The sequence below is a fragment of the Pseudoxanthomonas sp. PXM04 genome (genome assembly GCF_014851695.1).
Classification (GTDB): domain Bacteria; phylum Pseudomonadota; class Gammaproteobacteria; order Xanthomonadales; family Xanthomonadaceae; genus Pseudoxanthomonas_A; species Pseudoxanthomonas_A beigongshangi.
In genome coordinates this window covers 238,990-260,359 of sequence record NZ_JACVAG010000001.1, presented here as the reverse complement: position 1 = coordinate 260,359, position 21,370 = coordinate 238,990, and the positions used below count along the sequence as shown (strand labels likewise).

The following is a 21,370-nucleotide window of genomic DNA, read 5'->3' as shown; positions in this document are numbered from 1 at the left end:
GGCGCCAGCTTTCGCTGGCGCCCATATTCCCAACCAAGGAACGAAAATCGGTCAGAAATCGTAACGAGCGGAAAAGCGTACGGCGCGCGGGGCCTGGAAGTTCACCGCATTAAGGAAGTTCGGATTGTAGACGGGAGCTGCGCGCTCCTTATCACCCGTCTCCGAGTACTCCGTTACACGATCCGAATTAAAGACATTGAAGACGTCGACCTGCAGGCGAAGCTTTCCAGTGCCCAACGTTGGCGTCCAGGCCAGCGATAGGTCAAGGGTGTTTGTCCAGGGCGTACGCCCATAATCACCACGCTTGCCGAGGTGCGGAACGCCATCAGCATCGTGGCAGTAGAAGCTGGACGCCGAGTACGCACTGATCGAGCTTTCATAGCCCGGGTCGCTTTCAGGAATGAAACCATTGCAGTTGATGGGGCGACCGGACTGCACGAGCAGGTTGCCGGATACATGCCACTGGTCCGTGATGTCATACGTACCGAACAGCTTGAAGGTATGGCGACGATCGTTGGGAAGATAGCCATAGCTTCCCTTGGCAAAAGCCGCGAAGTCCCAGTCCTGGGTGATGCCGGCATCTGCCTGCTCCAGGGTTGAGTTCACATAGCCCTCTGAATTGCCGATGCTCTTCGCGTAGGTATAAGAGCCCTGCAGGTACCAGTTATCCGTCTTGATTCGCTCGAAGAAGACTTCCATCGCCTCATACTTACGGCTGTACTTCGGCAACCCGAAATAGTCCTTGGGGATCGAGACGACCGTGAAATTGCCATCGTTATGCAGGTCAAGCGCGAGGTCGGTATCCTGACCGGGATTGACCAGATAGCACTGCGCAGCGGTCGAGGAATCGTATTCCGTGTATCCGTTGTCGGCGGCCCATTGCTCCAGGGGGCCATGCATACAGATATCATCGAATCCGCTCTTGACTTTGCGCTTGATGCCCCGCACGCCCAAAGTCCAGTTTTCTGTGAGCTGGGTCTGGATGCCGAGAATGAACTCATCCTGATACATCGGATCCAGATTGTCCGCCGCAACGGTGGCCGGGTTCGGAGCCACGCGGGAACCATTGACGCCAGTCGGCCCCAACTGGGCGCCCAGAGTCGGTGCGCCGGTGACAGGATCGATAGCGGTGAACTGGTAGTAATCGGTCAGCGTTTCCTCGGCACCCGACGCACGGATGCTGGTGTTGTTGGCGACCGGAATGAAGTAGCGACCGGCATTGCCAAACACCTTGAAGGTAGAGTCTCCATTCACGTCCCACGAGAAACCGATTCGCGGGGCAACCAAATCGTCAGACTTCACGAAGGAAACGCCATCGGCATTCATGTTGTCGAAACGCTCGACGCGGACACCCGCATACAGCAGGAAGTTATCGGTGACGTTCCAATGGTCCTCGATGTACGCTGCTTCGTTCTTTGTTTCATATCCGCCGCTGGATCGATAAAGGTGGCGCACGCGAACGTACTCTTGCGTGTTGGGCACACCATTGGTGGTTCCATTGGCGGGCGCGGCATAGTAACGATAGTAAACGCCGCCCGCGAAAGTCGACGCCGTGAAGGTTGAGGTGAACTTCTCGCTATCCACACCGGCACGCAGCGTATGGTCTCCCAAACGCCATTCCGCGTCGATGCGCCAAGCCTTGCGGGTGTCGATATCCGGGCCCGCGTTGGCCGGCCTCACAGCGGCAAAAGTGGCCGCCGGCCAGCAGCCAACATAATCCAAGCCACCAGATCGACCATCATACACGGTAGGGCAATCTTCACCGGGCAGGCCGCCCTTCACGTAAGGGTTGTCAAATTTGAGGTCGCCATACTGCGCCGACACGGTAAAGTTGTCGGTCAGATAGCCGGTGTACTTTCCGATGAGTACGCGCCCTCCACTCGGACTCTCGTATGAGTAGTCTGCCGCATCATGGTTCCTGCTGAACTTGCTATTGTTCGTGTAGTGGTCAACTTTGTCTTTCTGCTTGTTATAGATGCCCGTGAACTCAAGCAGATGATTATCGGTAAGGTTCCAGTCTAGCTTGACAATGCCCTGCGGAGAATTGTTCTTGGTCCGAGTGCTATCGTTCTCGAAGTACCGGTCGCTGGTCTCATCACGCCCCTCGACCAGGCCGAAGAAGAACAGGCGATCCTTAATCAGCGGGCCGCCGCCATAGATGTTGTATCGAACTCGGTCATCTTCGTTGGCGGACCGATAAACGAAGTAACTGCCATCGTCAATGGGATCGCGACTTATCACGTCCTTGCCAGACTTCTGCAGACTAGCCGGCTCCCAGTACGCGCTGACGCCCCCTTTCCATTCATTGGTACCGCGCTTCGTCACGATATTGATGACGCCACCGAGCGAACGACCATATTCCGCGCCGTAACCGCCGGTTTTGACCTGCTGTTCGCCGATGGCGTCGAACGGCATATTGGCGTATGAGAGTAGAGAACGCAGATTGGTAACGTCGAAGCCATTGATGTAGTAGCCATTCTCTGCAACAGACGCGCCACCGAAGGAGGCCAGGTTGCCCAGCCCGGTGTCACCCCGGACAGTGCCTGGTGCCAACAGGGCCACGTTGGTGATGTCGCGCGCAACCGGCAGTGCCTGGATCTGTTCAGCGGTAAAGACTGTGGTTGATTCCACCGAAGACACATCGATAGGGTTGATTGCACCCGTACCCACGACGGTGACTGTATCCAGCGTATTCGCCGACGACGAGCCGGTGAAGTTCAATTCGGTACCCGTACCCACGGTGACGGCGACTTCACGACTATTGCCGTTAGCTGTAATCCGGTAGCGTCCCGTTGGCAGCTGCGTGGCGGCGTAGCGGCCACTACTGTCGGCCGTGATCTCGCGCTTTGTTCCAGTATCGGTGTTCTCAATTGTGATGGTCGAGCCTGCTTCGGCTCGCCCGAAAACCGAACCAGCTGCGCTCTGTGCCTGCACGCCACCAACGACGCAAAGGCTGAGCGCCATGCTCAGTGCCGTCCGCTTGATGCCCCTAGACAAATAGCTGGGCCCCATGTGGGTTGTCATCGTGCTCTCTCTCTCTCAAGTCAAAAAAAGACCGGTACGGACCGGCCCCGAATGCAGGCGAAACCTAAACGCCTGGTGACCAGAGAATAACGTAACTTTTACGAGCGGGAGCGGAACTTACATTACGCTTTCAGATGAAAAAAATCAATGCAATCAATTACTTATAATACAATACGGCAATGGTGAAAAATAATGACGGTAGTGAAACGATGGCCGATCAGTTATCCCGGAGGCACATCTCCTCCCCTACCTCTTTCCGTCAGTCCCTCGCTTCGAATGAAGCTACCAACCTGCCCAATTGGCCCTCATATCGCTTCCAGCTTTCGAGGTTCCTCGTATGGATTCCTTCGCGCACTTGCGAGCTACTTGCGGTCGCTGAAGGCGTCAAATTCTTCTTCACATCTTCCATCCCTGCATGGGTCGACAGACCACAGAATGCGGCAACCCGGGAGAGCGCTTCTTCCGGGCTCGTTACCAAAGCCTCGTAGTCCACGCACAGGAATGCATTCGGCATGAGTCTCTGCCAGTGTTCCGTCAAATGGATGAAACGGCGGTAATGATTGGCCATTTCAGTCAAGTCATAGCTGTAGGGATAGCTCGTTCCCGAGAACAGGTGCTTGAAGGTAGAAAAGCAGCTATCCATGGCTCCCCGACGCAGGCAGATAATCTTCGCGTCAGGCAACGCACGATGGATAAAGGCCGCGTTGATTACATTGTTGGGCAATTTGTCGACAAGCAGTTTCTTTTCTTCTAGACGCCAGGAGGTTCTCTCTTGGTAGCCAGCCCCAAGTGCGCGAAAATCCATCTCCAGGTAGTTCTGGAGGCCCTGCTTGTCAACTATTTCGCCAATGAATCGACCGCTTTCCCATGCCATCTGCATTGGAAAATCGTTCAGCTCGCCAGCCAGCATCACGTCCGGGTGATTCCCAAGCATGCGTTCAAGCAGGGTAGTGCCACTCCTTGGAAGACCCACCACAAATATGGGCCCTTGTTGTGGAAGATAACGCGGTTCATCACGCCGCGCATCTAGGAAAAACGCTTCGTTGCAGGCGTGCATCAGTGCGTGATAATTCTCCTCGTATGCGGAATCTGCATAGCGAATCCCTTGCCGCTTGGCCGACGCTCCTACCTGCAACGCTTGCCATGCTTCTTCCGTACGGTCGGCATCATCCAGTTCCTTGAACAGGGCATATTGCAGGTAGATTGCGTCTTCTAAACCCGGCTTGGTATGCGCGATCGCCCTTCGGATTCGAGTAACTCTATCCCCTGGACGCGCGCTTCGCTGGTGATGTGCCAACGCCCAGTGCGCCTCGGCGTTCATGGGGTCCGATGCTATGCACCGTTCAAAGGCTTCTGTGGCCTCTTGCATGCGCCCCAAGTGCCGCAGCGCATTCGCGCGTGCGAGAAGGAGTGAAGATGGGGGATTGCCAATCCTGGACAGAGCGTGATCTGCGAGAGCCAATGCCTCTTGGTGGGCGTCTGTCAGGCCAAGATACTGGACCAGTCCCATGCTGTAACGCAGCACTACCGGATCTGACCAATCAGACAAAGCGATGATGTCCCTTGCGTCCTTGTATTCACCGAGCACCAAAAGACGCATGCTCAGTTCGGTGATGAACTGCTGGCTTCCACTTCGCTTCCAGGCAGGTACGGCAGAACGGACCGCGCGCACCGATTCACGGAAATCGCCTTGGCTCTGGGCCAACGCGGACAACGCCAGCCAAGCACGCGGTTGCGCGGGATCCAGCGCGAGAATCTGCTGGTAGATCTCGCGTGCATCGTCGAAACGACGTTCCATCATTGCCTGGCGGCCACGCTGGACGTAGGCACCGATGTCGGGATTTTGCACGCTGGGCTCCGAGGGGCAAAGCAAAAAGGATAGTGCAAAAACAAGACGGCCGCCCAAAGGCGGCCGTCTCCTTCACGCTGACTTCCCGATATTGCTTAGAAGTCGTACTGCACCATGAAGCGGACCGAGCGCGGGGTCTGCCAGGACAGCGGGGTCTTGTAGGTTTCGGTCTGCACGATCGGGTCACCCGCGTCGTTCTCGCCTTCCTCGTTGACCGCGATGGCCTTGTCCGCGTTGAACACGTTGAACACGTCGACTTTGAAGGCAAGCTTGCCGTCGGCGAATGCCGGACGATAGGCGACATTGAGGTCGAAGGTCGTCGTCCACGAGGTGCGTCCGGCGGTGCCGCGGTCCACGACGGTGGTACCGCCATGCTGGCCAATCGGATCGCAGGAGAAGTACGCCGCGCGGTAGCCGACCGGGTCGTCGCCGTAGACACCGAAACAGTTGATCGGACGTCCCGACTGGACCAGCAGGTTGCCACCCACGGACCACTCATCCGTGATGTCCCAGTTGCCGAACATCTTCAGGGTGTGGCGACGGTCGTTCGGCAGGTAACCGAAAGAACCCAGCATCAGCTCCGGATAGTCGAAGTCCTGCGTGGTGCCGGTATCACCTTGGCCGATGTCGGACTTCACGCCGCCTTCGGTGTTGCCCTTGCTCTTGCCGTAGGTGTAGGAACCCTGCAGGAAGAACTTGTCCCACGCGCCTTCCCAGAAGAACTCCAGTGCGGAGTAGGTACGCTTGGCTTCCGGGCCCAACGCGTTCGCGGCGATGGAGACGCGCTCGGTGGTGCCGTCGCCATCAACGTCGATGTTCCAGATGCCATCGCTGCCGGGGTTGTACAGGCGGCAGTACGGGAACGACGGATTGCCGACGGCCACGTCCGTATACCCGTTCGCTTCAGCCCAATCCTCGATCGGACGGATGTCGCAGGTATCGTCGATCGCACGCTTGAGCTCACGGTAGACACCGCGAACGCCGGCGGACAGGTGCTCGGTGATCTGGGCCTGGAAGCCGAGGATGAATTCATCCTGATACATCGGCTTCAGGTTGGTCGACGCGATGGAGGCCGGGTTCTTGTTCTGACCGGTTTCGCCATTCGCATAATAGGGTTCCACCAACGGGCCGCCACCCGGCGTCATGTTGATGGGCACGCCCGTAACCGGATCGACACCCGTGTAGATGAAGTCCTGCATCTCGTAGATCGACGCGCTCGCCCCACGGACGGCAACGTTCGCGGTCAGTGGCAGAGCGAAACGACCGGCATTACCGAAGATCTTGAAGGACGAATCACCATTCACGTCCCACGAGAAGCCAAGGCGGGGAGCGAACTGATTGTCGATCTTGACGTAGCTCTGGCCCAGTCCGTTCTTGTTCTCGAAGCTGTCCCAGCGCAAGCCACCGTAGACCAGGAAATTGTCGGTGACGTTCCAGGTATCTTCCACATAGAACGCACGCTGCTCGACCTTCACCGTCGAACCTTGGCGGATGTTGATGCGGCGAACGAAATCGTTTCCGGTGTTCGGGTTGTTGTTGTACTGGTAGTAGTAGTTGCCCGAATACGCAGTGCCATCCACCGTCTCGAAGTCGTCCAGGTCGTAACCGAACTTGACCACGTGATCGCCCAGCAACCATTCGGCGTCGATGCGGAACTGGTCGCGAGTGTCCTTGGCATCGGAGCGATTCAGGGAGGTCGCAAAGTCGCAACCGGAGTAGATGCCGGTGGCATCCTTGCGGGCGCTGGGACGGTTGTCACGCACGATCGGGCAACCGCCCACCACGCTGTTGAGATTGCCGTCATAGGAGATGCGGCTGCCGTCGGCCTGGATGGCGTGGTTCGAACGCGAGAATTCACCGTGGCCCGCGAGCGCCGTCAAGGTGAAATTTTCACTCAGGTAGCCGGTGTACTTCAGCGCATAGTTCTCGCCGCCATCTTCTTCATGCAGCGTGCCCAGATAGGTACCACGATTCGGCTTGACCGAATCACCTTCGAAGGTCGTGTAGTAATACGCGGTGTTGGTCTTGCGCTTGTCCGAGAACGCAGTCAGCGCCAGCAGGTGGTCATCGGTGATGTTCCAGTCCAGCTTGACCAGCCAGGACGGCGACTTCTGCTCTTCCTGGGTGTTCTTGCCGCCGCTCAGCACATTCGGATAGGCGGCTTCGTCGGTGCGGCCATACTGCAGCAGCGCATAGGCGAACAGCTTGTCCTTCACCAGCGCGCCGCTGGCCCAGACCGAAGCGGTCGCGGCCCAGCCCAGGTCCTTGGAATTATCCGAAACCAGTCGACCATTGCGGTAGTACAGGTTCGGCGTGCTCTCGCGCAGCGATTCCGGTTCCCAGAAGATGTTGCCGCCGGCGTGGAACTCGTTCGAACCACGCTTGGTGATCAGGTTGATCACACCACCGGTGGAACGACCGAATTCGGCACCGTAGCCGCCGGTCTTGACCTGCTGCTCGGCGATCGCCTCAAAGGGGATCTGCGCGAAATTGAGGTTCTTGAAGGTATTGGTGATGTTGAAGCCGTTGACGTAATACTGGTTCTCCGACACCGAAGATCCGCCGAACGACGCCAGGTTTCCGAACGCGGCATCACCCTTGATGGTGCCGGGAGCCAGCAGCGCGACGCCAGTGATGTTGCGGGCAACCGGAATCTTGGCAATCTGTTCAGCGGTCAGCACCGTGGTGGATTCCACGGAGGACACGTCGATCGGGTTGATGGCATTGGTGCCGACGACCTGCACCGCATCCAACGTGGTGGCACCACCCGAAGCGGCGGCCGCACGGGCGAAATCCACATTCGCGGCCGTGCCCACCGTCACGGTGATATCGCGGCTCGACGAGGCGCCGTCCGCAGCCTTGCGGGTGATCGTGTACTTACCGGTCGGCAGCGCGGAGAAACGATAGCTGCCGTCGCCGCTGACGTTGATGGTGCGGGTGAATCCGGTGTCCGGGCTGACGATGGTGATGGTGTCGCCGTCGACGGCGCGACCGGTGATGGCACCGGCCGAGTTCGACTGCGCCTGTACCCCACCCACGAAGCAGGCACCCAGGGCCAGGCTCAGGGCCGTGCGCTTGATGCCTTTCGACAAGTAACTGGAACCCATTTGTCTCTCTCTCTTGAGTTGTAAACGGCCGGTGCCAACGCGGCGCCGGAATCCGAAGTGACAGGCCTCACATAGCCTGTGAACCAAAGAGTAACGCAAATTTCTTTATTAAGAAAGAGTTATGAGCCCTTATAAATCAAACACTTGTCCTATTCATTTTGATGAACTGTAAGTAAAAATACGTTTGTGGCATCCCGCATTCAGCGCCACCAGAAACAGAAAACGGCTGCAGAAGCAGCCGTTTCCGTTGGACGAAGGTCAGATTTAACCCAACTGGCTGGCAATGCGCTCCTGCTCACCCTTCAACGCCCCCGGCATCCTCCCACCGAACTCCTCCAGATAGGCCCCGATACTTTCCACCTCGGACCGCCAGCCGTCCCGGTCGAAGCCGAACAGCTTGGCCTCGGCTTCCTGCGAAAGCGCCACGCCTTCGAGATTGAGGTCAGCGGGCCGCGGGAGATGGCCGATCGGCGTTTCCACAGCGTCCGCCTGCCCTTCCACCCGCTTGATCATCCACTCCAGCACGCGCAGGTTCTCGCCGAAACCCGGCCACAGGAACTTGCCGTCGTCGCCCTTGCGGAACCAGTTGACGTGGAAAATCTTGGGCAGCTTCGCGCCGGGCTGGTCGAACGACAGCCAATGGGTGAAGTAGTCGGCGAAGTTGTAGCCGCAGAACGGTTTCATCGCCATCGGGTCGCGACGCATCACGCCAACCGCGCCGGTGGCGGCGGCGGTGGTTTCCGACCCCATCGCGGCGCCGACCAGGACGCCATGGGTCCAGTCGCGGGCTTCGAACACCAGCGGAACCAGCGATGCCCGCCGGCCACCGAACACGATCGCCGAAATCGGGACGCCCTGCGGATCTTCGGCGCGCGGCGAGTAGCTGGGGCACTGGCGGGCGGACACGGTGAAGCGCGAGTTCGGATGCGCGGCCGGGCCGTTGGCGGGATCGTACGGGCGTCCCTGCCAGTCCAGCGCCGGCGTGCGTCCGTCCAGGCCTTCCCACCACGGTTCCTGCTCGTCGGTCACCGCGACGTTGGTGAAGATGGTGTGGTGGCTGATGGTGGCCAGCGCGTTAGGGTTGGAACTGTCCGAGGTGCCCGGAGCGACGCCGAAGAAGCCGGCTTCCGGATTGATGGCGTACAGCCGGCCATCGGCGCCCGGACGCATCCAGCAGATGTCGTCGCCGACGGTCCACACCTTCCAGCCGGCCTGGCGGTAGCCCTCCGGCGGAATCAGCATGGCCAGGTTGGTCTTGCCGCAGGCGGAAGGGAACGCGGCGGCGACATAGTGGGTCTGGCCCTGCGGGTTCTCGATGCCGACGATCAGCATGTGCTCGGCCAGCCAGCCTTCCTGGCGTGCCTGGTGCGAGGCGATGCGCAGCGCGTGGCACTTCTTGCCGAGCAGCGCGTTGCCGCCGTAGCCGGAGCCGTAGCTCTTGATGGTCAACTCTTCCGGGAAATGCATGATGAAGCGGCGCTCCGGATCCAGTTCGCCGATCGAGTGCAGGCCCTTGACGAAGCTGCCCTCGCGTTCGATCCGCGCCAGTGCCGCCGCGCCCATGCGGGTCATGATGCGCATGTTGGCGACCACGTAGGGCGAGTCGGTGATTTCCACACCGCAACGCGCCAGCGGTGAATCGATCGGGCCCATGCAATACGGCACCACGTACAGGGTGCGACCGCGCATGCAGCCGGCGAACAGCGCGTCCATCTTGGCGTGTGCCTCGGCCGGCGCCATCCAGTGGTTGTTCGGGCCGGCGTCGTCGCGCTCCGGGGTGCAGACGAAAGTCAGATGCTCGACCCGCGCCACGTCGCTGGGGCTGGAACGGTGCAGCCAGCTGTGCGGATGGGTTTCGCGGTTGAGCGGCAGCAGGGTGCCGTCGGCCTGCATGCGGGCGATGAGCGCGGCGTTTTCGGCATCGCTGCCATCGCACCAATGGACGTGGTCGGGCTGGGTCAGCGCGGCGACTTCCGCGACCCAGGCGTTCAGCGCATCCAGCCTGCACCCCTGGGAGTCCTGCGATTTGAAAACGTCGACCGCTGCGTTCATGCCGTGCCCTCGAAAAATGAGACCAAAATGATACCAATGTCCGGTCCCGATGACGAGGAGAACGCCGAATGGGATTCAGGAAGGTCAGGACTTGTCCCGGAGGGCACGCCCGGGCCTCCCGGAATCGGCGTCAGAGGCAGCGGTCCACATACATATGTAGACGCGGCGCCGGCAGGCTCCCCCTCGCGGCAGGCCAGGAGTTCCGGGGGCGGGCTCAGCCGGTGCGCGATCGCCGGTAGGGGTTGAAGAGCTGGAGCAGCCAGGGCTTCTGCGCCAGCACCAGGCTCACCCCGATGCGCTCGGACGCCGGCAGGGTCGCATCCCGCGCCAACAGGGCATCGAACTCGCGCGCCACTTCCTCCAGCCTTTGCCGCAATTGCTTGATGCCTTCGATGCTGAGGCTGCCGCTGAGCAGCAGCAACGCATCCTGCTCGCCGTCGAAGGCATCGGCGAAGTAATCCGTCAGCAGGGTGTGGCGGAAATAGCGTTCCATCGGCCCATCGGCGCGCCACCGGAAGTTGCGCGCGGTCAGGGTGCGCGTGCGGTTGCCGGGCATCAGCTCGATGATGCCGAGGCGATCCAGTTTCACCAGCAGGCCGGTCCACTGGGCGGAGGTGAAGCCGAAGTGTTCCAGCACATCTTCCTGCCGCCATCGATTGAGGGTCAGGAACAGCGCCATCAGCAGCGCGGGCTCCTTCACCAGCGCCTGTTCCTGCGCCGCCTCCAACTGGGCCATCGGCTTGCGCCCGCGCGACGCCTCGGCGCTGAGCTCGGCCAGGCCGACATCCAGGACCTCGCAGATCTGCTCCAGCCGCTGCAGGCTCATGGCGCGACGGGAGAACATGCGCTTGATCGCCGCCTCGCTCATCTTCATCTGCGCCGCCAGATCGCGGTAGGTCATGCCCTGCCCGCGCAGGCAGCGCTTGAGCGCGTCGACCAGTTCCAGGGATACGGCCATGGGTAGCGGATTCCTATACCTTTCGTCCTCCGGAAGCTTACCTTGTCAAAGTTAGTTGAATCCGGACGGCGTCTGCGCCCACCTTGCGCTGCGCAAGGAGACCTGCCGATGACCCTGTCCAAATCCCCCGTCCCGTACTTCCGTGCCCTGCTGCTGGCGACCGCACTGTTCGCCGCCGCCGTTCCCGCCCGGGCCGCCGTCCAGTCCGATGGCGCCAGCCGGCACTCGCAGGCCAGCCTCGCCGCTTCCGTCGAAGTGCCCGTGGCCGTCGTGCACGCGTTGGCGCATGGCGCGTCGGCCGTGGTGTCGGGGGTCGCCGTGGTGGGCGGCAGTGTGGCGGTGACCGTGTCGGCCACCGCCGCCGGCGCCTCGTTCGTGGTCTACCTGTCGGTGGAAGCGGTTCGCCGGCTGGGCATCGCGGTGGGAACCGCGATCAGCGTGACCGCCGTTGCCACCGGCTGGCTGCTGAGCGCTGCCGGCGAGACGCTGTGCTTCATCGCCAACGACAGCGTCCGTCCGCACATCCACAGCCATCGCTACGGGAGTTGAGCCGATGAACCGCCTGTTGATGCGCTGCGCGTGGCTGTTGTGCCTGCCGCTGGCGGCCCACGCCGGCAACGATTGCCGGGAGCAACAACTGTCGCCGGCCAAGGTCGCCTTGGCGGCGGAGACCGCCCTGCTGGCCGCCGCCGCGCTGGATCAGAGGGATGCGCCGGTGGCACTGATTGCGCGGGTGGGTACGGATCTGTCCAAGCAGGGTCTGGTCTACAGCCATGCCGGCTTTGTCGTCCGCGATCATCCCCGGGGACGCTGGACGGTGGTGCACCTGCTCAACGACTGCGGAAGCGATCGTTCGGGACTGTACGCGCAGGGGCTGGTGAATTTCTTCTCCGACGATCTGGTCAACCAGGATCTGCGCATCGTCTGGTTCAAGCCGGATTTCGCGCAGCGACTGGCCGGACGACTGCAACAGTTGCCGCGCCACAGCCTGCACCATCCGCGTTACAACCTGATCGCGCGTCCCGGCGGCCGCAACTATCAGAACTCGACCGCCTGGCTGGTCGAAATGATGGCCAGCGCGATCGCCGACAAGCCGGTATACGACCGCGCCACGGCGTACGCCTTCGCGCGCGGCGATGGTTTCATCCCGGATACCATCCATGTTCCGTACACCAAGCGCGTGCTGGGCGGATTGTTCACCGCCAACGTCGACTTCACCGACCATCCGGTCGCCACCCGCCTGTCAGGCGACTATCCCGTGGTCACTGTACGCTCGATCTTCCGCTATCTGGACAGTGCGGGATACACCGAGCACGTGCGGGAATGGCGCAATGGCCGATTGATGAGCACACCCGGTCCCGCATGATTCCCGCGAGGCGACTTTGTGCCCGCTCATGCTCGCCGCCCTGCTTTCCGCGAGCGAGGTGCGCCTGCGCTCAGGTGGGAATGAGGGTGGAGATGACGTGTTCCAGATAGGCTTCGAACTCGTCGTGGGTCATGCGTGGCTGCTGCAGTTGCAGTGACAGCTGCAGGAAGCCCACATACGCGGCATAGGTCAGGCGGGCACGATGGATCGCGTCCTGGCGCGCCAGCCCCGCCTGACGGAACGACGCCATCAGGTATTCGAGTCGACGCTGCGACACACGATCGATCACCGGCTGGACCGCCGGATGATCCAGCGCCTTCAGCAACTCGCTGTAGATGATGTGCGGTTTGACCTCGTGTCCGACCAGTTGGAACAGCGCGCGCAGGCGCTCGCGCGGATCCGGCACTTTCTCCAGGTTGCCGAACACGCTTTCCTGCTCCACCGCTTCCCAGCGCTCCAGCGCCGCCTGCAACAAGGCGTCGCGGGAAGGAAAGTGCCAGTAAAAGCTGCCCTTGGTCACGCCGAGACGACGCGCCAGGGGTTCGACCGCCACCGCGGAGACACCCTGTTCGGCGATGAGATCGAGCGCGGCCTGCGCCCAGTCGTCGGCACTGAGACGGGCATTCCGCGGAGATGCGGCGGGAGCTGGGTCGGGGCTTGGAGTCGTCATGACCCCATTTAACCATACGGCGAAGTTTGTTGGAGTACGTTTGCTGCGATGCAGCAAAACTTTCGCCAAATCAAACGCTTGCGATGGCGAAGAATCCCGCCGACCGATTGACTGCTCTAAACCGGCAAGCCCATACTAGTCCGTATGGTCAATGCCTCCTCTCCTGCCATGTCCCTCTCCGCAACCGGTGTCGGCGAAGCGCTGGGGCTGACCGGAGCCGGCGATCTGCGGCTCGCTGCCAGCCGGTTCGCTTCACCCGCCCCGCTGCAGGCGGAACCCGCATTGATCTACGCGCATGGCTTTGGCCAGACCCGCCATGCCTGGGCGCGGACCGCGCAGGTCCTCGCCGCGAAGGGCTATGCCGGCCTTGCCTATGACGCCCGCGGGCACGGTGACTCGCAACGGAATCCGGCCGAATTGCCTTACGCCGGCGAGCAGTTCGCCGATGATCTGATCATCGTTGCCGGCGAACAGGCCCAGGCGCCCATCCTCGTCGGTGCATCGATGGGCGGGCTGTTCGGCCTGATCGCCGAATCGCGCTGGCCTGGTCTGCTGCGGGCAATGGTGCTGGTCGACATCACCCCGCGCTGGGAATCGGCGGGCCTGGAGCGCATCCTCGGTTTCATGACCGCGTTTCCCGACGGTTTCGAGTCCCCGGAACAGGCCAGCGACATCATCGCCGCCTACCTGCCGCACCGCCGCAACCGCAAATCGCCGGATGAACTGCGCGCGTTGCTGCGTCCGGACGCAAACGGCCGCTGGCATTGGCATTGGGACCCGCGCCTGATCGACGAACTGGCCCGCGACAGCGAGCAGCACCAGGATGCCCTTGCCGAGGCCGCCAGCCGCATCCGCTGTCCGATCCTGCTGATCAGCGGCGGACGCAGCGACCTGGTCTCCGCAAGGACCGTCGAGGAGTTCCGCGCGCTGGTTCCCCACGCGCGGCACGTCCATCTGCCGGACGCCACCCACATGGTGGCCGGCGACGACAACGACACCTTCACCGCCGCCGTACTCGAGTACCTGGCCGAACTGCGGTCGCCGCAGGCGTCCTTCGCGCCAGCCCCCACCGAATCGTCCGCCGAAAGCGGATCCGCAACCGGAGCAAGTCCATGAGCATCCTAGCCCCCTTCCTCGCCTTCCTGTTGGCGGGCGCGTTCGCGGCCTATCACCGCCTGCGGCTGGCCTATTGGGCGGCGATCACCGCGACCCTGCTGGTAGCCTGCTGGCTGCTCGGCGCCAATCCGACCGCCACGATCATCGCCGCCGTCATCGTGGCCCTCATCGCCGTCCCGCTGCTGATTCCGGCCATCCGCAAGCCGTTGATCACCGCACCGCTGCTGACCTTCTACCGCAAGATCCTGCCGCCGCTGTCGCAGACCGAGCGCATCGCGCTGGAATCCGGCTCGGTCGGCTTCGAGGGTGAACTGTTCTCCGGCGATCCGGACTGGAATCAGCTCCTGTCCCAGCCGAAGCCCGAACTGACGGCCGAGGAGCAGGCCTTCCTGGACGGTCCGGTGGAAGATCTTTGCCGGATGACCAACGACTGGGAAATCACCCACGTCCACGCCGATCTGCCGCCGGAAATGTGGGAGTTCATCAAGAAGAACAAGTTCTTCGGCATGATCATTCCCAAGTCCTACGGCGGCTTGGGCTTCTCGGCGCTGGCCCACCACAAGGTGATCCAGAAGCTGGCTTCGGTTTCCAGCGTGGTCAGCTCCACCGTCGGCGTGCCCAACTCGCTGGGCCCGGGCGAACTGCTGATGCATTACGGCACCGAGCAGCAGAAGGACTACTACCTGCCGCGCCTGGCCGACGGCCGCGAGGTGCCGTGCTTTGGCTTGACCGGTCCGTTCGCCGGTTCCGACGCGACCTCCATTCCGGACTACGGCATCGTCTGCGAGGGCGACTGGGACGGCGCCAAGGTGGTCGGCATCAAGCTGACTTTCGACAAGCGCTACATCACCCTGGCGCCGATCGCCAGCATCATCGGCCTGGCCTTCCGCATGTACGACCCGGACGGCCTGCTGGGCGACAAGCGCGATCTGGGCATCACCCTGGCGCTGATGCCGCGCGAAACCCCGGGCGTGGAAGTCGGCCGCCGCCACTTCCCGCTGAACTCGCCGTTCCAGAACGGCCCGGTGCGCGGCCATGAAGTGTTCCTGCCGCTGTCGCAGATCATCGGCGAGGAGAAGGGCATCGGCGAAGGCTGGCGCATGCTCAGCGAGTGCCTGTCGATCGGCCGCTCGATCACCCTGCCCTCCACCGCCAGCGGCGGTGCCAAGATGGGCGCGGTCGTCACCGGCGCCTATGCGCGCATCCGCAAGCAGTTCGGCCTGTCGGTCGGTCGTTTCGAAGGCGTCGAGGAAGCGCTCGCCCGCATCGCCGGCAAGGCCTACGCGATCAGCGCGTTGTCGCAGGCGACCGCGGCGGCCGTGGACCGTGGCGAGAAGCCGGCGGTGCCGTCGGCGATCGCCAAGTACCACTGCACCAACATGAGCCGCGACGTGGTCAAGGACGTGATGGACGTGGTCGGCGGCAAGGGCATCATCCTGGGGCCGCGCAACTTCGTCGGCCGCGCCTGGCAGGCCTCGCCGATCGCGATCACGGTGGAAGGCGCCAACATCATGACCCGCAGCCTGCTGATCTTCGGCCAGGGCGCGATCCTGTGCCATCCGTGGGTGCTGAAGGAAATGAAGGCGGCGCAGAATCCGGATACCGTCGCCGGCACCAACGAGTTCGATCGCAACCTGTTCGGCCATATCGGCTATGCGATTTCCAACGCGGTGCGTTCGTTCTGGTTCGGCCTGACCGCTTCGCGCATCGGCGCGGCCCCGGGGGACGAGTACACCCGCCGCTTCTTCCGCAAGATGGATCGCTACTCCGCCAACCTCGCGCTGATGGCCGACATCTCGATGCTGACGCTGGGCGGCAAGCTGAAGTTCAAGGAATCGCTGTCCGGCCGCCTGGGCGACGTGCTGAGCCATCTGTACATGACCAGCGCGATGCTCAAGCGCTACCACGACGAAGGCGCGCCGGCGGCGGATCGGACCCTGCTGGCCTGGGCCTTCCACGACAGCGTGCACCAGATCGAACTGTCGCTGTCAGCGGCGCTGCGCAACTTCCCGATCCGTCCGGTCGGCTGGCTGATGTGGGCGCTGATCTTCCCGTGGGGCCGCCGCGCGCACGCACCGGGCGATCGCCTGGGCCACCGTGCCGCCGCCCTGCTGATGACGCCCAACGAAGCACGCGATCGCCTGGCCAAGGGCGTTTTCACCACTCCGTGCGAGAACAATCCGGCCGGCCGCATCAACAGCTATCTGGCCAAGGCCGTGCTGGCCGAACCGGTGGAGCGCAAGTTCCTGAAGGCGCTGAAGAGCAAGGGCATCGAGGCGCTGGACTTCGCCAGCCAGCTGGACGAGGGCGTGCGCGAAGGCTGGATCACCGCGGAAGAGCGCAAGCAGTTGGAAGAACTGCGCACGATGACGCTGGATACCATCACCGTCGACGATTTCGATGCGCACGAGCTGCGCGCGGCCAGCTACTACGATCGACACCAGCCCGGCGACAAGTCACGCGCCGCGGCCTGACCCGCAACACCCGCGACGGCGAGCTTCGGCTCGCCGTCCTTGCATGGAGACCCCATGAGCGCATCCGTCCTGTCGATGTACCGCAGACTCTCGGCGCGGCCATTCGGCCATTGGCTGTTCTCGCGCCTGGTCTGTTTCAAGGCGCCCTACTTCGCCAGCATCCGCCCGCGCATCACCCGGCTGGAACCGAATCGCGGCGAGGCGACCATTTCCCACCGGCGCGGCGTCACCAACCACCTGGGCACCGTGCACGCCATCGCCCTGTGCAACCTGGCCGAATTCGTCGGCGGCCTGACCACCGATGTGAGCATCCCGGCCTCGATGCGCTGGATTCCGCGCGGCATGACCGTGGAATACCTGAAGAAGGCGGTCGGCACGATGCATGCGGTCGCCACTCCCGCCTTCCCGCCGCACGCCGCGGAAGAGGGCTACGAGTTGCCGATGGATGTGGTGGTGAGCAATCCGCAGGGCGAGGCGGTATTCCGCGCACGCATCGCGATGTGGGTGTCGCCGCGGCCGGCAAGCCCCGGCGTCTGACCTGATGGAAGCCGCGGGCGACTGGCTGGTCCGGCTGGCAGGCGTCCACAGCCTGGGCTTCGCCCTGTTCCACTTGGGTTTCTGGAAGCTGTTCCGCTGGAAGGACGAACTGACCCGGGTCGGATTCGCCACCCGCGCGATCACCCAGATCCTCAACCTCCGCCTGATCTACCTGTTCCTCGGCATCGGCGCGGCCTGTTTCGCCTTCACCGGCGAACTGCAGGACAGCGGACTGGGACGCGCGGTACTGGCCTTCATGGCGTTGTTCTGGATCGGGCGGACGATCGAACAGTTCGTGTTCCTGCGGCGCCATCATTGGCTGCTGCATCTGCTGACCGCACTGTTCGTGCTGGGAGCGCTGTTGTTCACGCTGCCGCTGGGCCTGTCTTTTCTGTAGGAGCGACGTCAGTCGCGACCGGAAATCGTCATCCCGGACGGCACTCGGTCGCGACTGACGTCGCTCCTACAAGGAAAAGCCGGTTCAGCCGAAGAAGATGGCGGCAAGCGCGGCGACGGCGGGGATGCCCTGCACGAAGAATATCCGCCGGCTCACGCTGTAGGCGCCGTACAGCGCGGCCACGACCACGCAGACGAGGAAGAACACCACCACGTTCCATTGCTGGCTGAGCAGTCCCCACAGCAGGCCGGCGGCGAGGAAGCCGTTGTAGAGACCCTGGTTGGCCGCCAGCACCCGCGTGATCGCCGCTTTCTCCGGTGTATTGCGGAAAGTCTTCAGGCCTATCGGGCGCGTCCACAGGAACATCTCCAGCACCATGAAGTACAGGTGCAGCAGGGCGACCAGGAAGCTCAGCGATACGGCAATCAGCATGTCTTTCGTCCAGCGCGGCGGCCTCGACAGGATAGCCAAATGAGCCCGCGCGCGTCGCGCGCATGTTCAGGCGGTTCCTGTTGAAGCCGGGACATCGGCGCGAACGCGAGGGCGGCGTCGTGCCCGGTCTCCAAGCGTTGGCTGGACGGTCTTGCCGGTCCGTCCACCGTTGTCCCCACCTCAGGCCGCCTTGCCCTCGGCGGCGACCGACGCCGGTTCCGGCAACCGACGCTGCGCCTGGATCACGCGCCATGCGCCCAAGGTCATGCCGGCGGCCACGCCGATACCGACCAGGAACACCACGCTGGATCCCAGCGCGGACAGCGCCTTGTGCAACCAGACGAAGCTGAGATCGCCGCCGCGGTAGACCACGGTATCGATGACCGCCTTGGCCTTGTAGCGCGATTCGCGATCGACCCGGGTGTAGAGGGTTTCGCGGGCCGGCTTGGCCAGCGAGAACTCACCCGCGCGGGTCGCCACCTGGACCACCCAGATCAGCGCCGGCAGCGGCGCGGCCGCCAGCAGCGCGTAGCCCAGCAGGATGGCGGTAGCCGGTATCAGCAGCAGCGGCGCGATGCCGAACCGGCGCAGCAGCCAACGGGTCAGGAATACCTGCACGAGGATGGTCAGCAGATTCACGCCCAGATCCAGGTTGGCGTAATACGCGGTCCGCGAAGCGTCCTGCGCCAGTTGCCGCGCGATCGCCGCCTGCTCGTTGTACAGCAGGGTGCCGACGCCGACCCCGAAGAACATCAGCATCGCCAGCGAACGCAGCAGCGGATCCCGCCAGACCAGCCGCAGGCCGGCCAGCACCGAACCGCCCATCGCATCCTCGCCGCTGGCCTCGCGGTTGCGCTGCTCGCGGCGCACCGCCCACGGCCGCAGGCGCAGGATGCACAGCAGGCATACCGCCAGGAACAGCGCCGAGACCAGCAGCAGGTTGCCCACGCCGATGCGTTCGACCAGCAGGCTGGTGATCGTCGGGCCCACCAGCGCGCCGGTGGTGCCGCCGGCGCCGATATAGCCGTAGACCTTCTTGGCGTCCTCGTTATCGAACACGTCGGCCATGTAGCTCCAGAACACCGAGACCGCGAACAGGTTGAACACGGCCACCCAGATGAAGAACGCCGCGCCGCGTCCCGGCAGTTCCCGGTTGAAGGCCCAGTAGAAGAACCCCAGGCAGGCGATGAAAGCCAGGTACACCACCGGCAGGAACACCCGCCGCGGGTATCGCGACACCAGCGCGCCATAGATGGGCTGCAGCAGCACCATGCAGACGAAGGTGCCGGTGAACAGCACCTGCAGGGTGAAGTCCTTGAGGTTGATGCCGTGCTGCCCCGCCCAGCCGATCAACCGGGCGGGAAACACCGCCGCGACATCGCCCGAGGCGCCCATCGCGTCGCGTACCGGGCGCAGGACGTAGTAGCCGCTGAGCAGGCAGAAGAAATAAAGCAGCGACCACCACAGGGCCGGGGAATCCACGCCCAACTGCGAAATCACCTGGCGAAAGCCGGTGGGACGGGAGGCTTCGTGAGCGGGAGAATTCATGCGGATTGCCGTCGCCTGGCCGCCGGGATGGGAAGGACGGGCACTGCGGCCGGCGTCACGCGCGCAAGGTATCCGATGCACTGCAACATCGCCAGCGTTTTCAGGCGCCGCTGTGTTCCATCGCTGCGGAAGGCGCGCATCTGGTCGAGGCCCGCCGAGCATTTGCTCTATCCCCGCCCGATAGCTTCGATCCATCCCGGTTGCAGGCTTCCACGTGTACGACTACATCATCATCGGTGCCGGTTCGGCCGGCTGCGTGCTTGCCAACCGCCTCTCCGAAGATCCCGCCTGCCGCGTGCTGCTGCTGGAAGCCGGCCCCCGCGACTGGCATCCCTTCATCCACATGCCGGCCGGACTGGCCAGGCTGGTCGGCCAGAAGGGCGTGAACTGGAACTACGACACCGTGCCGGAAGCGCAACTCGACGGCCGGCGCCTGTGGTGGCCGCGCGGCAAGGTACTGGGCGGCTCCAGTTCAATCAACGCCATGTGCTACGTCCGCGGCGTGCCGGAGGACTACGACCGCTGGGATGCGGCAGGCGCGGAGGGCTGGGACTGGCAGGGCGTGCTTCCCTACTTCAAGCGCTCCGAGCGCAACAGCCGCGGCGCCGACGCGCTGCATGGCGCAGACGGCCCGCTGCACGTGTCCGACCTGCGCTACACCAACCCACTGTCCTCCGCCTTCATCGAGGCCGGACAACAGGCCGGCTACTCCCGCAACGACGATTTCAACGGGCCGGCGCAATCGGGTTTCGGTTTCTACCAGGTCACCCAGAAGGATGGCGCGCGCTGCTCCTCGGCCGTGGCCTACCTGCATCCGGTGCGGCACCGCTCGAATCTGGAAGTCTGCACCGGCACCCTCGCCCGCCGCATCCTGATCGAGGACGGCCGCGCGGTCGGCGTGGCCTATGCCCACCGCGGCCGCGAGATCCGGGTGCGCGCCGAGCGGGAAGTGCTGCTGGCCGGAGGCGCGATCAATTCGCCGCAGTTGCTGATGCTGTCCGGGATCGGACCGGCCGATCATCTGCGCCAGCACGGCATCACGGTACGGATGGACGCGCCGCAGGTCGGCCTGAACCTGCAGGATCACCTGGATATCTGCACGCTGCGGCATTCGACCCGGCCGGTCACCTACGACCGTACCAGCGAGTTGAAGACGGCCTTCGACTATTTCCTGCGCGGGCATCGCGGCCCCGGCACCAGCAATATCGCCGAAGCCGGCGCATTCGTGCGCTCGTCGCTGGCGCCCGACCCGCATGCCGATATCCAGTTGCACTTCGTGCCGGCCATGCTCGACGACCACGGGCGGCATCGCCTGGCCGGTGACGGCTATACGCTGCATGCCTGCTTCCTCCGTCCACGCAGTCGCGGGCGCATCCGCCTGGAGGACGCGGACGCGCGCACCCCGGCCCGCATCGAAGCCAACTACCTGAGCGATCCCGAGGGCTTCGATCTGAAGATGATGATCGAATGCGCGCGGCTGTCGCGCGAGCTGTTCGTCCAGCGTGCGTTCGACGACTATCGCGGCACGCCGATCTTCCCGGTCCGGGACGATCTGGACGACGCCGGGCTGGCGGCATTCGTGCGCGCCAAGGCCGAGACGGTCTATCACCCGATCGGCACCTGCCGGATGGGCAACGACGGCAACGCGGTGGTGGATCCGCAGCTTCGCGTGAACGGCATCGGCGGACTGCGGGTAATCGATGCCTCGGTGATGCCCACCCTCATCGGCGGCAACACCAACGCGCCGACGATGATGATTGCCGAACGTGCTGCCGACCTCATCCGTGGCCATGATCCCCTTCGCGTTGCGCACTGAATTACCTGCTGAAAATGCCTGCTC

The 21,370-nt window shown here is 63.2% G+C and carries 15 protein-coding genes; 7 read left to right on the top strand and 8 right to left on the bottom strand.

The window, feature by feature from the left end; translation table 11 throughout:
* Nucleotides 1-51: 51 nt before the first annotated feature.
* The 5 genes from IB228_RS01225 to IB228_RS01205 all read right to left on the bottom strand — a co-directional run bounded on the left by IB228_RS01225 (nucleotide 52) and on the right by IB228_RS01205 (nucleotide 10,990).
* Nucleotides 52-2,964 carry a TonB-dependent receptor gene (locus IB228_RS01225; protein ID WP_225562181.1) on the bottom strand — a complete coding sequence of 971 codons (2,913 nt, stop codon included), beginning with the start codon at nucleotides 2,962-2,964 and terminating at the stop codon, nucleotides 52-54.
* Nucleotides 2,965-3,283: 319 nt separating this feature from the next.
* On the bottom strand, nucleotides 3,284-4,873 hold the full coding sequence (locus IB228_RS01220) for a sulfotransferase (protein WP_192197346.1): 1,590 nt from the start codon (nucleotides 4,871-4,873) through the stop codon (nucleotides 3,284-3,286).
* A 95-nt stretch (nucleotides 4,874-4,968) separates the two neighbouring features.
* Nucleotides 4,969-7,980 (bottom strand): TonB-dependent receptor, encoded by a 3,012-nt coding sequence (locus tag IB228_RS01215; protein WP_183643963.1) that lies wholly within the window; start codon nucleotides 7,978-7,980, stop codon nucleotides 4,969-4,971.
* Nucleotides 7,981-8,244: 264 nt separating this feature from the next.
* Nucleotides 8,245-10,032 (bottom strand): phosphoenolpyruvate carboxykinase (GTP), encoded by a 1,788-nt coding sequence (locus IB228_RS01210; protein ID WP_192197345.1) that lies wholly within the window; start codon nucleotides 10,030-10,032, stop codon nucleotides 8,245-8,247.
* Nucleotides 10,033-10,246: 214 nt separating this feature from the next.
* Nucleotides 10,247-10,990 (bottom strand): helix-turn-helix transcriptional regulator, encoded by a 744-nt coding sequence (locus IB228_RS01205; protein ID WP_183643970.1) that lies wholly within the window; start codon nucleotides 10,988-10,990, stop codon nucleotides 10,247-10,249.
* Between the two features lie 108 nt (nucleotides 10,991-11,098).
* Here IB228_RS01205 and IB228_RS01200 point away from each other — a divergent pair, with 108 nt between their 5' ends.
* Complete coding sequence (locus IB228_RS01200) at nucleotides 11,099-11,539, top strand: hypothetical protein (RefSeq protein ID WP_183643973.1); 441 nt, start codon at nucleotides 11,099-11,101, stop codon at nucleotides 11,537-11,539.
* A 4-nt stretch (nucleotides 11,540-11,543) separates the two neighbouring features.
* A complete protein-coding gene (locus tag IB228_RS01195) occupies nucleotides 11,544-12,356 on the top strand; it encodes a DUF2145 domain-containing protein (RefSeq protein WP_192197344.1) in 813 nt (270 codons plus the stop codon).
* A 70-nt stretch (nucleotides 12,357-12,426) separates the two neighbouring features.
* Here the strand turns inward: IB228_RS01195 and IB228_RS01190 are convergent, their stop codons facing one another.
* Nucleotides 12,427-13,026: a TetR/AcrR family transcriptional regulator gene (locus IB228_RS01190; RefSeq protein WP_183643979.1), complete on the bottom strand. Its 600-nt coding sequence runs from the start codon at nucleotides 13,024-13,026 to the stop codon at nucleotides 12,427-12,429.
* 168 nt (nucleotides 13,027-13,194) lie between these two features.
* Here IB228_RS01190 and IB228_RS01185 point away from each other — a divergent pair, with 168 nt between their 5' ends.
* From IB228_RS01185 to IB228_RS01170, 4 genes are read left to right on the top strand one after another with little or no spacing between them, the layout of a single operon-like run.
* Nucleotides 13,195-14,142: an alpha/beta hydrolase gene (locus tag IB228_RS01185; protein WP_225562180.1), complete on the top strand. Its 948-nt coding sequence runs from the start codon at nucleotides 13,195-13,197 to the stop codon at nucleotides 14,140-14,142.
* A complete protein-coding gene (locus tag IB228_RS01180) occupies nucleotides 14,139-16,616 on the top strand; it encodes an acyl-CoA dehydrogenase (RefSeq protein ID WP_192197342.1) in 2,478 nt (825 codons plus the stop codon). The genes IB228_RS01185 and IB228_RS01180 overlap by 4 nt, the downstream gene beginning before the upstream one ends.
* Nucleotides 16,617-16,670: 54 nt before the next feature.
* Nucleotides 16,671-17,153 carry a hotdog fold domain-containing protein gene (locus IB228_RS01175; RefSeq protein ID WP_183643985.1) on the top strand — a complete coding sequence of 161 codons (483 nt, stop codon included), beginning with the start codon at nucleotides 16,671-16,673 and terminating at the stop codon, nucleotides 17,151-17,153.
* Nucleotides 17,154-17,157: 4 nt separating this feature from the next.
* Nucleotides 17,158-17,550 carry a hypothetical protein gene (locus IB228_RS01170; RefSeq protein WP_192197341.1) on the top strand — a complete coding sequence of 131 codons (393 nt, stop codon included), beginning with the start codon at nucleotides 17,158-17,160 and terminating at the stop codon, nucleotides 17,548-17,550.
* Between the two features lie 84 nt (nucleotides 17,551-17,634).
* Here IB228_RS01170 and IB228_RS01165 read toward each other — a convergent pair whose 3' ends face one another.
* A complete protein-coding gene (locus tag IB228_RS01165) occupies nucleotides 17,635-17,982 on the bottom strand; it encodes a DUF1304 domain-containing protein (protein ID WP_192197340.1) in 348 nt (115 codons plus the stop codon).
* A 180-nt stretch (nucleotides 17,983-18,162) separates the two neighbouring features.
* Nucleotides 18,163-19,530 (bottom strand): MFS transporter, encoded by a 1,368-nt coding sequence (locus IB228_RS01160; protein WP_192197339.1) that lies wholly within the window; start codon nucleotides 19,528-19,530, stop codon nucleotides 18,163-18,165.
* A gap of 214 nt (nucleotides 19,531-19,744) precedes the next feature.
* Here IB228_RS01160 and IB228_RS01155 point away from each other — a divergent pair, with 214 nt between their 5' ends.
* Nucleotides 19,745-21,346 carry a choline dehydrogenase gene (locus IB228_RS01155; protein WP_192197338.1) on the top strand — a complete coding sequence of 534 codons (1,602 nt, stop codon included), beginning with the start codon at nucleotides 19,745-19,747 and terminating at the stop codon, nucleotides 21,344-21,346.
* The last annotated feature ends 24 nt before the right edge of the window (nucleotides 21,347-21,370 follow it).